The sequence below is a fragment of the Arthrobacter sp. D5-1 genome, from assembly GCF_017357425.1.
Classification (GTDB): Bacteria; Actinomycetota; Actinomycetes; order Actinomycetales; family Micrococcaceae; genus Arthrobacter.
The window spans coordinates 1,704,476-1,719,767 of record NZ_CP014571.1; the positions used below are offsets into that span (position 1 = coordinate 1,704,476).

Consider the following 15,292-nt stretch of genomic DNA (forward strand, 5'->3'; position numbering starts at 1 on the left):
AAAAGCAAGTAACCAGAAAGGGTTATGCCATGACAAGCACTACCTCCCAGGCTGGATTCAGCCGCCGCGGTTTCCTTGGCCTCGCTGGCTTGGCCGTGACCGCCGCAGGCTTGTCCGCATGCGGTGGTGGCGGAACCGCGAGCAACGGTGGCGCCGCTGCCTCCGCGTCGGTCAAGTTGCCCACGTACAAGGAATTCACCGGCGTCACCCCGGACATCGCGGGCAACGCCAAAGGCCTCCAAGCCGGCTACTTCAAGCTGCCCACCGCTGTGCAGTCCGTGAAGACGCCGCCGCTCAAGGGCAAGGTGACCGGCCTGACCGAAACCTTCGACACTATGAGCCCCGGCCTGAAGGACAACCCCTTCTGGCAGAGGCTCAATGCCAAGCTCGGCGGGGACCTGGAGCTCCAGATCGCCGAAGACATCGGAGACGGCTACCCGGCCAAATTCGCCACCGTTCTGGCCAGCAACGATCTCCCCGACATGATGTGGGTTCCACCAAACCAGGGCATCCCCAACGTGGGCCCCATGCTGGAGGCCAAGTTCCAGGACCTGACGCCGTACCTCTCCGGTGACGCCGTGCTGGAGTACCCCAACCTGGCTGCACTGAAGCCCGATTCCTGGAAGACCGCCGTCGTGAACGGCAAGATCTGGGGAGCTCCCATCCCCAGTACCCCGTTCGGCCAGGTGTACCTGGGCAACCACGACATGTGGTCCAAGGTTGGCGGATTTGAAGCTTCCAGCGCCGAGGAATTCCTGGAGAAGGCCAAGGAGCTGACCCGTCCCGGCGACCAGCAATATGCGCTGGAGCCGGCCTACATCAACGCCCTTCATATGGTCACGGAGTGGTTTGGCGCCCCCAACAGCTGGGCCGTCAACAAGGACCGCACCCTGACCCACCTGTATGAAACCGACGAATACCTGGCCGGTGTGGAGTTCACTGCCAAGATGTTCGCAGCGGGCGTCTTCTACCCGGACTCCAAGGCCACGGACATCCGCTCCCGCGTGGCAAACGGCAGTGTGGCCGCGCAGGTTGTGGTGGGCCCGCACGATATCCGCAGCTACCGTGCCCTGAACAAGACTGCCCGGTTTGATGTCCTCATTCCCTTCAGTGCCGACGGCAAGGTCAAGCCGGTGTACGACATGGGCTACGGCACGGTGGGTTTCACGCCGTTCAAGAAGGCCGAAGAGGGCAAGATCCGTGAACTGCTGGCGCTCATCAACTACCTGTCGGCGCCCTTTGGAACGGTGGAGTACCTGCAGAAGAACTTTGGTGAACTCGGCGAGGACTACACCATCGACGCCTCCGGGAACCCGGCGCGCACCGAAACGGGAACCACCAACGCACCAGGCCTGGTTTCGGCGTTGAACATCATGTCCAGTCCGGAGAACGTCATCTTCAACCCGGGATTCGACGACGACACCCGGTACGTCAGCCAGCAGGAGGAGAAGCTCCTTGAATTCGCGTGGCGCAACCCCACCAACGGTTCCTATTCGGACACCAACGCCAAGGTGGGAGCGAAGATCACCAAGCAGCTTCGCGACAAGGTGGTGGACATCATCACCGGCCGCGCCAAGATCGATGAGCTCAAGGATGTCGTCAAGCGCTGGAAGAGCGAAGGCGGCGACAAGATGCGCGATGAGTACCAGGCCGCGTTGGACCCCAACGCTCCGGTGTTCAGAAGCTAGCCTCAAACCAACAACGAACCAACGCGCCAAGACAGAGAAGATCAGCAGGGGGAACCATGGCAAAAGCAAGCACCACCGGAGTCCGGCCCACCATCCGCATGGTGGCCGAGCTGGCGGGAGTGTCCACGGCCACGGTTTCCTACGTGCTGTCCGGCCGTCGCGGTGACGGCGGACCGGGAGTTTCGGATCCGACGGCGGAAAAGGTCAAGGCGGCTGCGGAGCGGTTGGGATACCGCCCCAACCAAGCGGCCCGGGCCATCCGGACGGGCCGCACCAACACCGTGATTCTGTCGCTGACCATGCTGTCCGATCCATGGTCCCTGTCCGTGATCGAGGCCGTGCAAAAGGCGGCCGGTCCTTTGGGAATCACACCGATGATCCTTGGAGACGCCGACTGGGTCAAAGTGCTCGGCACGCACAACGCCGATGCGGTGTTCGTTGACGCCGTCCGTCCTGACCAGCGGGACGCGCTGCGCAAGTTGGCCGAACATGGAACCACGCTGGTGGTCTTTGATGAAGAGGTGGAAGCGGAGGGCTTCGATGTCATCCGCTCCATCGCCGGGCCGGGCTGCCGCATGGCCGTGGAGCACCTGCTCCACGGCCACCGCCAGATCGCGTGCCTGACACCGGCAACCGCCGCAGGCACCTCCGGTGGGACCCGATACCGGGCGTACTCCGACGCCCTGGCCAACGCCGGCATTCCGGAGCGGGACGATTACGTGGGACTGTTCGATGGCACCAGCGCTGGGGCCTACGCTGCGGCAACCCGGGTGCTCAGCATGGCGGACCGGCCCACTGCCATCTATGCCACCACGGATTACGCAGCCGTCGCCGCTATCAATGCTGCCCAGCGTTTGGGTCTTTCCGTGGGCACCGATGTGGACATCATCGGTGTGGGCAACACCGTGGAGGGTGAACGGATGTCCCCCTCTCTCAGCACCGTAGGTCCCGTGGATTTCTTCGACAAGCTGGCCCGGCTGCTTCTGCGGCGGGCAACTGGCCCTGCTGACACCACCACAGCAGAGGAACCCGACGTCCTGGACTTCCCGTGGCACTTGTTCGTGCGTGAATCGGCGCCGCACCGCAGCGCCGCAACCAGACTTTACTAAGAAACAGAAGAAGGAAATTGCACACCATGGAAAAGGATTTGAAGGTTGGCATCGTAGGTTTCGGCCTGCGTTCAGGGCTATGGAAACACGCCCACAAGCCAGGCCAGGGCTCTGAGGTCACCATTGTCTGCGACCTCAGCGAACGAGGCCGGGCAGATGCTGCGGACCGGATCCCCACCGCCCGCGTCACCGGGGATCTGGAAGAACTCCTGAGCAGTGGGATTGACGCCGTCCTGGTCCTGACCCCCGATAACCAGCACGCCGCCGTCGCGGTCCGTACGCTCAAGGCGGGCATCCCCACTTTCTGTGAGAAGCCGCTGGACATCACCATTGACGCTGCGGACCGGATTTTGGCAACGGCCTACGAAACCGGCACGCGCTTGTACGTGGGCCACAACATGCGGCACATGCCCGTTGTAGTACAGATGCGCCAACTCATCGAGGACGGCAGGATCGGCGAGGTCAAGGCGGTCTGGTGCCGCCACTTCGTGGGCCACGGTGGTGACTACTACTTCAAGGATTGGCATGCACAACGGGCCAACGTCACCTCACTGCTGCTCCAAAAAGGTGCCCACGACATCGACGTGATCCACTGGCTTGCCGGGGGCTACACCAAGAGGGTTGCCGCCGTCGGCGACCTCGCGGTCTACGGCGACGTCGCGAACCGCAGCAACAACGCCGGAAAGCGCATGGGTGATTGGTTCTCCATGGACAACTGGCCGCCCACAGAGCAGAAGGACCTGGCTGAAGTGATCGACGTCGAGGACATCTCCATGATGAACATGGTGCTGGACAACGGCGTGCTCGCCTCCTACCAGCAGTGCCACTTCACCCCTGACTACTGGCGCAACTACACCGTCATCGGCACCAAGGGCCGCATCGAAAACCTCGGCGACGGACCCGGCGAGACCATTAACGTGTGGACCAGCCGGTCATCCGGCTACGCGGCACCGGACGAGGTCATAACCATCCAGGACGGCGAAGGCGGCCACGGTGGCGCGGATCCCCGTTTGATCGAGGAGTTCCTGCGGTTCGCTTCCCAAGGCGGCCAAACACAGACCAGTCCCATTGCGGCCCGGCAGGCGGTCGTGGCGGGCATCCTTGCCGCGGAATCACTCCGCGGTGACGGCTCTGCGCGCGAGGTTCCGGAGCTCCCCGCCGAGCTGGTGGAGTACTTCGACGCCGGCCAGCCCTCCCTGGTCCGCGACTGACCGACCGCGGTCAGCCCGCTTGGGTCAGCCCGGGCCGGAGAGCTCCACAAGCTCGGTCATGACGGTTTGAAGTGACTCGCAAACCGTCATGACCGATTTCCGTTTGAGTGTCTCCGGCCTGGCCAGGATGTCGATCTTGCGCACCGAATTCACGCCGGACAGCGGACGCAGCACCACTCCGGCATCCAACACGCGGCGTGCAGTGAACCTCGGCAACAGCCCGATCGCCCCGCCCGCGGAAACCAACGCCGCGACGGTCGAATAATCGTTGATCCGGTGCAGCACCTCGGCCGGTCTGCCGCTCACGGCAACGACGGCGGCCAACACGTCCGCGGGGGAGTAGCCGTCGCGGCTGGTCACCCAGGATTCACCCACGACGTCGGATGGCTCCAGTTCCGGCCGGACCGCCAGGGGATGGTCCGCCGGGAGAGCGATGTCCAAGGGCTCGTCTGCGAGTGGAATCACCGCTACCTTGTCCTCCGGCCACTGCGGGCTGTTGTCCATCCGGTGTGCCAACACGAGGTCGTACCGCGCGGCCAACCCCGGGAAATCCTCCTGTGCCACATCCTCATCGGACAGTCGCAGGCGCGGCGACTTCCCGCCGTCGGACGCTGTTCCGGACGCCAGCAGCGCCGCCAACGGCGCGAACAGAGCCTGCCCGGCGCTGTGGAACGCACTCACGCTGACCGGCGCGTCCGGAGCATCGTGGTAGGCGCCGATTGCTGCCCGCGCATCTGCCATGGCGTTCACGACGGCGGCACCGGCCTCGGCGAGGACGCGGCCGGCGTCCGTCAGCACCAAGGCCCTGCCTTCTTTGCGCGTCAAGGGCACGTCCACCGATTTCTGCAGCAGGGCGAGCTGCTGGGAAACAGCCGATGGAGTGACCATGAGCGTCTCGGCCACCGCTTTGACACTGCCGAGGTCGCCGAGCTCACGAAGCATCTGCAACTGGTGTATTTCCATTAGCAAATTCTAAATCGTTGATTGAGAAGAACCTAGTTGTGCTAAATCGTTGACGGGGCTCTAATGGACTCAGCAGCAGCGAAGCAGCCCCGGCAGTGAGGAATCCCATGAAGGCTCTCTACAAATCCGGACCCCACGCAGGGTTCGAACTCGTCGAACGTCCTGAGCCCGAAGCGGGCCCCAGCGACGTCAAGATCCGTGTGATGACCACCGGTATCTGCGGCACCGACCTGCACATCCAGAGCTGGGACGCCTGGGCCCAGAGCATCATCGAAGCGCCGCTGATCGCCGGCCACGAGTTCTATGGCGAAGTAGTGGAAATCGGCGAAGACGTCCGCGACGTCAAAGTAGGGGACCGGGTCTCCGGCGAAGGCCATGTGGTCTGCGGAATCTGCCGCAACTGCCGCGCCGGCCGCCGCCAGATGTGCATCCATACCGTCTCCGTCGGCGTGCAGCGCGATGGTGCCTTTGCTGAATACGTCGTCATTCCGGAAACCAACGTCTGGGTTCACCATGATGAATCCGTCACCCCGGAACTCGGTGCCATCTTCGATCCCTTCGGCAACGCCGTCCACACTGCGCTGAGCTTCCCGCTGGTCGGCGAAGATGTGCTGATTACCGGTGCCGGTCCCATTGGGCTCATGGCCATCGCCGTCGCCCGCCATGCCGGCGCCCGCAAGATCGCCATCACGGACGTCTCTGCTCCGCGACTGGAACTGGCCCGCCGGATGGGCGTTGACCTGGCCGTCGACGTCTCCAAGATGCGCGTCCGCGATGCCCAGCAGGAACTGGGGATGCGCGAAGGGTTTGATATTGGCCTGGAAATGTCGGGACACCCCACCGCGCTGCCTGAGATGATCGACAACATGAACCACGGCGGCCGCATCGCCATGCTCGGTCTCCCCAGCCAATCCATCGACATCGACTGGGGCAAGGTCGTCACGCACATGCTTACGCTCAAGGGCATTTACGGCCGCGAGATGTTTGAGACCTGGTACGCCATGAGCGCCATGCTGTCCTCCAACCCCGTGCTGCACCGCAACATCTCCGCGGTAGTCACCGACAAGCTCTCTGCCAAGGACTGGGAGAAGGGCTTCGAAATCGCCCGCAACGGCACCGGCGGCAAAGTGGTCCTCGACTGGACTGAACTGTAGCTGAACCTGAACTGCACCCGGCCCCCTCACCTTTAGGAGCACCCCTTATGTACTCAGCCATCAAAGACCAGCTGCAAGGCGAATTGGACGAGATCCGCAACGCTGGCCTCTTCAAGACCGAACGCCACATCGACTCCCCGCAGGCCAGCCACATCGCCGCAGGCCAGCTCGGCGAGCCCGCCAACAAAGTCCTGAACTTCTGCGCCAACAACTACCTGGGCCTGGCTGACCACCCGGACATCATCGCTGCAGCAAAGACCGCCATGGACGAGCGCGGCTTCGGCATGGCGTCTGTGCGGTTCATCTGCGGAACCCAGGACCTGCACCTGGAACTGGAGACTCGTGTCTCGAAGTTCCTGGGGACCGAAGACACCATCCTGTTCTCCAGCTGCTTCGACGCCAACGGCGGTGTGTTCGAGTCGCTCTTTGGCCCCGAAGACGCCATCATCTCGGACTCCCTGAACCACGCCTCCATCATTGACGGCATCCGCCTGAGCAAGGCCAAGCGCTTCCGCTATGCCAACCAGGACATGGCGGACCTCGAGGCAAAGCTGGTCGAAGCCGAAGGGGCCCGTCGGAAGATCATCGTTACCGACGGTGTGTTCTCCATGGACGGGTACCTCGCACCGCTCGAGGCCATTTGCGACCTCGCCGACAAGCACGACGCCTTGGTCATGGTGGACGACTCCCACGCTGTCGGTTTCATGGGACCCACCGGTGCAGGCACCCCCGAGCACGCCGGCGTCTCCGAGCGTGTGGACATCTACACCGGCACCTTCGGTAAGGCCCTCGGCGGTGCTTCGGGCGGTTACGTTTCCGGCCGCGGCGAGATTGTGGCCATGCTCCGCCAGAAGGCGCGCCCGTACCTGTTCTCCAACTCGCTTGCCCCGGCCATCGTTGCGGCCACCATCAAGGCGATCGAACTGGTCCAGGAATCCGGCGAACTCCGTACCCGACTGTTCCAGAACGCTGCACTGTTCCGCCGCCGCATGAGCGAGGAAGGCTTCGATCTCCTGGACGGCGAGCACGCCATCATCCCCGTCATGTTCGGTGACGCCGTGGTTGCTGCCAAGGTAGCCGACGAGATGCTCAACAACGGCGTCTTCGTCACGGCCTTCAGTTTCCCCGTAGTGCCGAAGGGCGTGGCCCGGATCCGCGTGCAGCTGTCCGCTGCGCACAGCGCGGACGACGTCGAAGCGTGTGTTCAGGCGTTCGTCAAGAGTCGCGCCGCGGTCGCCTAAGACCGATGCTCTCTCACGTCCCGCGGGTTTCGGGCCGACGCTCTCTCACGTCCCTCGGGTTTAAGACCGACGCTCTCTCATGTCCCTCGGGTTTAAGACCGACGCTCTCTCACTTTCTTCACGAAGTGCGAGAGCGTCGGCCTATAGGTGCCGAAGGTATCGTTCCGGGGCGTCCAAGAATGATCGCCAGCTGGTGACCAGGTCCAAGTCGGCCCATTGCCTGGGACGTAAGCCCCACTGCCCGACTTCAAGTATTTGGGCGCCCGGAAGGGCGGCAAGCAGGGGCGAGTGCGTAGACATAATGACTTGGGACTTGCCTCCAACCAACAACTCCTTGAGAACTGACAGCAGGCTGAGGCAACCATTGAAGGACAAAGCTGACTCCGGCTCATCCAGTACCCATAGTCCGGGCCCGCGGAACCGGTCAACAGCGAGCTCAAGGAACGATTCGCCATGTGACATGTCGTGGAAGGGCAAGTCGCCGAACGTGCTGGGGTTCTTCTCCAGATAGGTGAAAAAACCATGCATGGTCTCAGCACGGAGGAAGTAACCACGCCTGCTGCTGCCGGCGTTGCGGATGAGTTGCAGGTGGTTTCCCAGCTCGGATTCCGTAGACCTTGTGGTGTGACGGGCTCCCGTTGATCCGCCCTCCGGGGACAAACCGTAGGCCAAGGCGATGGCCTCCACAACTGTTGACTTACCAGAACCGTTTTCGCCCACGAGGATGGTTGCAGGAGGCAGATCCAGACCTTGTTCCAGAAGCTGGGTTACCGGAGGCAGGCTGGCTGGCCACTTGTGGCGGTCCAGTGCATTGGCGGGATCTTCCATCACCCGCCGAATGGGATGGTTGCGGTGCATGCCGTCATTGTTGCAGTCCTGGCAGACGTTAAGGCCACAAGTACCGGCGCGCATCACAAACGCGGGATGTGAGAGAGGGTTGCGTTGAAGGGTGCGGGATGTGAGAGAGGGTTGCGTTGAAGGGCGCGGGATGTGAGAGAGCATCGGTTCTGACAGGATGGAGCCATGGCTTCGAATTATGACGTGGTAATCGTAGGCGGCGGCATCGGGGGACTGTCCTTGGCTGCGGCCCTCGCGGGCAAGTGCACGGTTGCACTTGTTGAGGCCGAGCAGTCCTTGGCCTTCCACACGTCGTCACGTTCAGCCCGGCAACTTATCCCCAGTTACGGTCCGGCAGTCGTGCAGGAGCTGACCATTCGAACCCTGGAAATGTTGGCAGCGCGCGATGCCCAGGCTGACGAACCCATCCTCACGCCACGCGGTTTCATGCTGGTAGGCGACGAAGAAACAGTCCACGCCGAGGCCAGCGGCAACATGCATGCCATCACCCACGACGAAGCCATGCGACTTTGCCCGGTGCTCGACCCCGACTCATTTACAGCCGCAGGACTGGATAACGGCTCCTTCGGCTGCAACGCTCCGCTCCTGCTTGAGGAACACCGCCGCACAGCGGAAGCTGCGGGAGTGGACATCATCACTGGAGCCAAGGTCCATTCCGTCCAACGATTGGGGAGCGGCTGGCAGGTGGGCGCGGGAACCGAAGGGTTCCAGTCCGGCGTCGTGGTTAACGCGGCAGGCGCGTGGGCGGACGAGCTGGCCGTCATCAGCGGGGTGGAGAAGCTGGGACTGCAGCCGTACCGACGGACGGCTGCCATCGTCAATGTTGATAGCCCCTTGACGCCGGAAACACCCATGGTGTGTGCCGCTGACGACACGTTCTATTTCCGCGCCGAGGGCAACCAGGTGCTGATTTCGCCGTCTGAATCTGTGCCGAGCGGAGCCGAGGACGCCAAGCCCTACGCGGGTGATGTGGAGGCCTTGATCAGCAAACTCAACACCGTGACCTCCTTGGGAATCCATTCAGTGGACCGGGCATGGACTGGCCTCCGGACAGAAGCTGCGGACGGGATACCAGTGGTGGGCTTCGACGCCGAAGCGCCGGGCTTCTTCTGGCTCGCAGGGCAAGGCGGCTACGGCTTCCAGACTTCGTCCGCCATCGCGGAGCTGGCAGCCGCGCTGATCCTGGGCACGGTAGTTGACGACAGTCCGGAATCCCGGACAGCGGAGCAGCTGGCGGCCGTGCGCTGGTCCATCCGGCGCTGAACAATAGGGACATGAGCGGAATCAGGAACGGGAACAGCGGCAGCACTGTCATCACCAACATCGGGGAACTGATGACCCAGGACCTTGAACACAGGGTCCTGAAGAACGCCGCGTTGGTCATTGAAGGAGAACGGATTTCCTGGATCGGCGCTGCCAAAGACGCTCCCGCTGCTGACGAAATGATCGACGTCGAAGGCCGCGCCGTCCTGCCGGGCTGGGTGGATTCTCATTCCCATCTTGTTTTCGCAGGGGACCGCACTGCCGAGTTCGAAGCCCGCATGGCCGGGGAAAGCTACAGCGCAGGCGGGATCGCGGTCACCACGGGCGCTACGCGCAGCGTCAGCGATGACGAACTCACCCGCCTCGTCCGGGATCGCGTGGCCGAGGCAGTCTCACAAGGGACCACGTACCTGGAGAGCAAGACCGGCTACGGGTTGGACGTCGAGAACGAGGCCCGCAGTGCCCGCATCGCCGCAGCCGAAGTGGACGAGGTCACCTTCCTGGGCGCGCACCTGGTCCCGAAGGGCTCCGATCCCGAGGAGTACACGGACCTGGTGTGTGGGCCCATGCTCGACGCCGTCCTCCCGCACGTTCGCTGGGCCGACGTCTTCTGCGAGCGGGGCGCGTTCACGGAGGACCAGTCCCGTCGGGTCCTGACTGCAGCGCGCGCGGCCGGTCTGGGCTTGAGGGTCCACGGCAACCAGTTGGGCGAGGGGCCAGGTGTTGCCCTGGCCGTAGAGTTCGCCGCAGCGAGTGTTGACCATGTCAACTACTTGTCGGACAAAGACATCCGGGACCTCGCGGGAACCTGGGCGGGCTGGGACCCGGCAACCGGAACGGGCACCAGGGGCACTGTTGCAACCTGCCTTCCCGCCTGCGACCTCTCCACCCGTCAGCCCCTGGCACCAGGCCGTGAATTGATCGACGCCGGCGTGCAGATCGCGCTGGCTGCCAACTGCAATCCGGGGACCTCATACACCAGCTCCATGGCCTTCTGCGTCACCACTGCTGTGTTGCAGATGCACTTGAGCGTCCACGAAGCGGTCCGGGCTGCGACGTACGGCGGCGCGTTGGCTTTGGGCCGGGAGTCAGGGAACGACGTCGACGGCGAACGGGCGGTGGGTTCGCTCGCCGTCGGACATCGGGCAGACTTGCACCTGCTCAAGGCGCCGTCGGCCACGCACCTGGCTTACCGACCGGGGATCCCGCTGACTCATTCCGTGTGGCGGGCCGGCGTACGGGCCGTGTAAGCAACGCACAGAGGGGCGGTGTTCCGGTAGGAACACCGCCCCTCTTCGTGGGGGATGAAGGGACTACGCGCAGCTGAACTTCGCGTCGGCCCAGTCGGCCCAGTCATCGCCGGCGTCGTCGCCGTTCTTGTCAGCGATCAGCTCGACGTTGCGGACACCGGTGATGTCCACGGTGAGGGGGAGCGCGGCGGAGTCTGCGCTCAGGACAGGGGTCCGCAACAGTTCGCGCCCATCGCCCTTGACAATAAACACCACGGAACCGTGCAGGCCCTTGTTGAGCTTGGCGTCGTCCACTCCCACCACGGCGGTGAAGGCGTCGCACTTGGCCTCCGTGGCGATGCTGATCTTCGAGTCGGCATGGACGCCGATGCCCTTGGAGTACACGACGCCGTCCAGCCGCAGCGCGGGTCCATCGCCGGCGTTCTGCTCACCGTTGGCCCGGTCCCGTTCTGCAGGTCCCCAGCCGTTGGTACTGCCGATCCAGGGCAGGTCGGAAGCGAAGACGGTGCCCGACAACACCGGCGCCGGGGGCTGCTGGGAGGTTGAGGAACAGGTGAACCTGGCATCTGCCCAGTCAGCGTGGTCGTTGCCGTTGGAGTCGCCGGCGTCGTTGGCCACCAGTTCCACGTACTGGGCGCCGGTGACGTCCACAGTGAGTGGCAGGGGAGCGCTCGCAGCGCCCAGAACCGGTGTGGTCACCTTGGTGGTCCCATCAGCCACCACGGAGAACTTCACGCTTCCCCGCGTCGGTTGGGCGTCGTCGATGCCCACGGTCGCGGTGAAGGCGGTGCAGTAGCCGCCCAGGTAGTAGCGGACGGTACCGTTGGCGTGGGCTCCCAAGCCTTTGGCATAGACCGTCCCGTTCAGGGTCAGCGGAGTGCCGTCACCGGCTCCGGTTCCACCATTGGACTGGTCCTTTTCCACGGGACCCCAGCCATTGGTGGCGCTGACCCACGGGTGGTCGCTGGCGAACACGGTGGCCTGCGGAGGCTTGGGCAGCGTTCGGACGGCCGTGGTGGTGCTGATGGTGCGGCTGCCTGCGGGCTGCGAGGTCGTGCTGTAGTTGGCCGTCGCCGTGATGGGGTAGTCGCCGTCAGCCGAAGCCGGCGCGGTGACCTTCCACGTGGTGGTCAAGGTGCCCCCGGCGGGCAGCGTCGAGGCCGTTGCGGGCGTGGATGGTGTTGCCGTCCACCCCTCGGGCAGTTTCAGCGACACGGTCAGATCATTGATGGCTGCCGGTTCATCGGAAACAAACGTGGTGACGAAGTCCTGGGCCTTGCCCTGCTGGACCACATCGCCCTGGAGCGCCGCCGAGAGCTGCGCGCAGGCCGGGACGGATTCGGACGCGCCGAGATCCTCCACCAGGAAGTTGTCCAGGGTGAAGTCCGAACCATTGGCACTGCCCGTGCGCTGCAGTCCCACAAAGTAGTCTCCGCAGAATCCGGTATCCAGGGTCTGCTCGAACCGTGTGGTGGACGTCGCGGCCTCGACCGCCTGGCTGCCCGTCACTGCGGGTCCGGCTTGGGAGTCGTAGCCGGAAACCCAGGCGTATTGGCCGTCCTTGGAGTTTTGGTAGTCGAAGGAAATCTTGTACTTGTGGCCCGCCTGGAACGGAACTGTTGCCTCCGTGGTCCGGTACACCATGCCCGGTCCGCCGTCGGGTGCGCGGTTTTCGTCGTGCGCGATCAGCGACCAGGTTCCGTCCAGTACTTCGTCGATCACGTTGGTGTGCCAGCCCTTTTGGGTGAAGGGTTCGTTACGTTCGGTGATGTGCGTGCGCGGGTCCGTGGAGCCGCCGGCATCGCCCTTCACGAAGGGTCCCCAGCCTTGGTCCACGTTTTCGAAGTCCTCGCTGAGCACGCCGGTAGTGGCCACCCTGGCGGTTTTCACCGCCCGGAAGTCGTCGACGCGCACTGTTGCGTCGCCGTCGGCCGCTGTGACGGTGACCTTGGCCTTGGTGTTCTTGTGGGGAACGTCCACCACAACGCGGATGCGCTGGAAGGCTGTCCCGTGTTTCTCGTCGCCGGCCACGAAATTCTCTGCGTTGGAAGAATCAATGGTGACGCTTTCGGTCTTGCCGCTGATGTCCACGGAGAGTGTGGTGGGACGGGTCCTGCCGGGCTGGATTTCCACCCAGGCGCTCACTGATTGGGTTCCGGCGTCCAGCTTCACTTCCTGGCTGATGGACGACGGCGTTGCCCCCAATTCGGCGAAGCGGCGGCCCTTGTCATCGCGGACCTGCGTGACGGTACCGGCGGGGTTCCATGGGGAGAGGTCTGCGCTGTTGAAGCCGGGATCGTTGAAGGCCGTTCCTTCGCCGAAGTTGGCCTTCTTGGGCAGCTCAGCCTTGTTGTTCTTTGGAGCCAGGACATAGGGCTGTTTGGCGTCGGCTATCAGGGCAACCTGTCCGTTGACCACGGGGACGTCGGCGACCTTCACGCGGCCGTTGTCCGTCAGTTTGAAGAGCTCCAAGGAGCCGGCCCTGGCGAACTCCTGGGTGAGCGTCCACGTGGTGGCGCCACCGGCAGGGTTGTAGTGGTAGAGCTTGTCTGCCGTGCCGTTTTCCTTGGAGGACCACGGGAGCAAGTAGGTTCCACCCTGCAGGACGGAAATGCCGCCTACGGTGATGTTGCGTTCTGCAGCCGTGTTTCCGGTGACGGACACGCCATCGGCGAGTTCGATCCGGTCGGCCGTCCACTTGGTGATCTGGTGGTGCTGCAGGAATTTGGCAGGCACGTTGGCCGTCCACACGTTCTCGCTGAACGCATTGAAGTCGTTCTGCCCGGTCCAGCCTTCGAACTCCACGATATGGCTCACCCCGAGCTTGGGATCTGGGTTCCAGACGTCCGACTGGGTGTTGTTGATGAAACGCAGGATCTGGGAGTTGATGCCCTTGTTGGTGGAACCGCCGTACTTCTCATCGTTGGCCCAATGGGACCAGGTGTTGTTCCGGGAGAGGTGGTCTGCCCATTCGGAGCCCACCCGGAAGCCGTTCTTGACCAGTTCCTGCTGCAGGCGCTCGGCGAGCCAACCGAACTCGTAGTAGACGTCCACGTACACGAAGTCCAGGTTCTTGTCCGTGGCTTCGCGTAGTTCCTTGATGCGCTGGGCGAGCTTGCCGGAATTAATGTCCGCACGCTGGTTCATATAGTAGGACTGGTCCAGCCAGTTCCATCCCAGGCCCTTGTCTGCGCGCAACAGGTCCTCGCTGAAGGACTTGGCTTCCGGATAGATCTCCGTGGCATTGATGTGGACGCCGAAACTGGCGTTCCAGTCCTTGCCTTCCTTCACCAGCGTGTTGAGGTCCTCCAGTCCGCCAGCACGGGTGTTGAAGTTGTTGCCGTAGTCCGTGTTGGCGGAGTCGTGCCCCTCGCTGGTGTAGCCCTTGAGCATGGCCACCTGCCCCAGTCCGTCGGTGGCCAGGGCGATGCGCTTGACGTCATCCAGGGTCCTCAGGAACGGGTGGGTTGCCTGCGAAGCAAAGTTGAACGGGATGTGCGTGATCACGTTGTCCGGCGTTTGTTCGGCCTTATTGGGGCTGACCTGGATGGACCTCATGGCGATCGCCGCGTCCTGCCAGTCCACGCCGCCGTCGGCATTGGCATCGCTGGTGATGGCCACCCGGGTCCACGGAAGTTCCTCGGTGGTCGCGGAGCCTTCTGCACGGTACAGCCACTGGCCGCTGGCGATACCCATGGATACGCCGCCGGCTCCGTCGCTGACGGCTTGGCGCCAGAAGCGCCCGCGGTCCTTCGCGCCCGGACCCGACGACGTGTCGTACAGGGCATTGGACTCCACAGCGGCGCCCAAGGTGGCGGTATTTGCCAGTGCGTAGGCGGAGCTCTTGGCGGTGGCGTCGAGGGGAGTCGCCGGGGTGATGGGCGTGAATTCGTCACCGGTGACGCTGCGGTCCACGGACAGGTTCGCAGTGGAGACCTGGGCCCCGGGCTGGGTGGATCCGACGGTCACCAGGTTCAGCCGGGGGAGTTGCAAGGTCTTGACCTGATGATCAGCGGAGTCCCTGATCTCTGTGACATTGAAAGAGACCACGTTCTTCTTGACCGAGAGCCGGGCCTTGATGAGGGTATTGCCGAATTCCGGGACGGTCAGCACGTACTCGCGGGCGTCGTCTCCGGAGCCGGTGGAGGAACCGGTCACCGTGTATTCCACGCCATTGAGCATGATGGTGCTGAGCCGGGTGACGGTGCCGTCCAAGCGCGCCCTGGTGGCGGCATCGATGTAGCCGAGGACCTGCGGGAAGGTGGTGGAGACCTCCACTCCCAGTTGGCCGGAGGTGATGACGGCAGCATCGGTAGCATCGGCGATGTCTGCTTGCGGGACGATTGGGGCGAAAGGGGAGTATGGGGCTGCGGTGGCAGGCTGAAGTGCCATGAGGCCGAGCGAGGATGAGGCGACGACGCAGGCCAAACTCAGCGATGCGAGGCGTCTGGTGGATGACAAGCGGGGCATTATGCTCCTTCTTGATTTTTCCGTGCGAATAACGATCATGTTCTTGCGGACTGTCTAAGACTGCTCCACAGGACAGAAGTTGACA

Annotated in this window: 10 protein-coding genes; 7 read left to right on the forward strand and 3 right to left on the reverse strand. The window is 63.5% G+C overall.

Features of this window, described 5'->3' with window-relative positions; translation table 11 throughout:
• Positions 1-29 precede the first annotated feature (29 nt).
• Genes AYX22_RS07780 through AYX22_RS07790 form a run of 3 tightly spaced genes read left to right on the forward strand, consistent with a single transcriptional unit; the run spans position 30 to position 4,008 of the window.
• Complete coding sequence (locus AYX22_RS07780) at positions 30-1,688, forward strand: sugar ABC transporter substrate-binding protein (RefSeq protein WP_207596923.1); 1,659 nt, start codon at positions 30-32, stop codon at positions 1,686-1,688.
• Between the two features lie 56 nt (positions 1,689-1,744).
• Positions 1,745-2,797, forward strand: a complete 1,053-nt coding sequence (locus tag AYX22_RS07785) for a LacI family DNA-binding transcriptional regulator (RefSeq protein ID WP_207596924.1) — start codon at positions 1,745-1,747, stop codon at positions 2,795-2,797.
• Between the two features lie 17 nt (positions 2,798-2,814).
• Positions 2,815-4,008, forward strand: coding sequence for a Gfo/Idh/MocA family oxidoreductase (locus AYX22_RS07790; protein WP_207596925.1), 1,194 nt, complete (start codon positions 2,815-2,817; stop codon positions 4,006-4,008).
• A 24-nt stretch (positions 4,009-4,032) separates the two neighbouring features.
• On the opposite strand, the gene AYX22_RS07795 is transcribed toward AYX22_RS07790, so the two are convergent.
• Positions 4,033-4,971 (reverse strand): LysR family transcriptional regulator, encoded by a 939-nt coding sequence (locus AYX22_RS07795; RefSeq protein WP_207596926.1) that lies wholly within the window; start codon positions 4,969-4,971, stop codon positions 4,033-4,035.
• A gap of 107 nt (positions 4,972-5,078) precedes the next feature.
• On the opposite strand from AYX22_RS07795, the gene tdh reads away from it, so the two are divergent.
• On the forward strand, positions 5,079-6,125 hold the full coding sequence (tdh, locus tag AYX22_RS07800; RefSeq protein ID WP_207596927.1) for an L-threonine 3-dehydrogenase: 1,047 nt from the start codon (positions 5,079-5,081) through the stop codon (positions 6,123-6,125).
• Between the two features lie 47 nt (positions 6,126-6,172).
• On the forward strand, positions 6,173-7,366 hold the full coding sequence (locus AYX22_RS07805; RefSeq protein WP_207596928.1) for a glycine C-acetyltransferase: 1,194 nt from the start codon (positions 6,173-6,175) through the stop codon (positions 7,364-7,366).
• Positions 7,367-7,507: 141 nt separating this feature from the next.
• On the opposite strand, the gene AYX22_RS07810 is transcribed toward AYX22_RS07805, so the two are convergent.
• A complete protein-coding gene (locus AYX22_RS07810; protein WP_207596929.1) occupies positions 7,508-8,224 on the reverse strand; it encodes an AAA family ATPase in 717 nt (238 codons plus the stop codon).
• A gap of 165 nt (positions 8,225-8,389) precedes the next feature.
• Between AYX22_RS07810 and AYX22_RS07815 the strand changes: the two genes are divergently transcribed.
• Both AYX22_RS07815 and hutI read left to right on the forward strand, forming a co-directional pair.
• Positions 8,390-9,487, forward strand: coding sequence for an FAD-dependent oxidoreductase (locus tag AYX22_RS07815; RefSeq protein ID WP_207596930.1), 1,098 nt, complete (start codon positions 8,390-8,392; stop codon positions 9,485-9,487).
• Between the two features lie 20 nt (positions 9,488-9,507).
• A complete protein-coding gene (gene hutI, locus AYX22_RS07820) occupies positions 9,508-10,737 on the forward strand; it encodes an imidazolonepropionase (protein ID WP_207597514.1) in 1,230 nt (409 codons plus the stop codon).
• Positions 10,738-10,800: 63 nt separating this feature from the next.
• Here hutI and AYX22_RS07825 read toward each other — a convergent pair whose 3' ends face one another.
• A complete protein-coding gene (locus tag AYX22_RS07825) occupies positions 10,801-15,207 on the reverse strand; it encodes an endo-alpha-N-acetylgalactosaminidase family protein (protein WP_207596931.1) in 4,407 nt (1,468 codons plus the stop codon).
• Positions 15,208-15,292 lie beyond the last annotated feature (85 nt).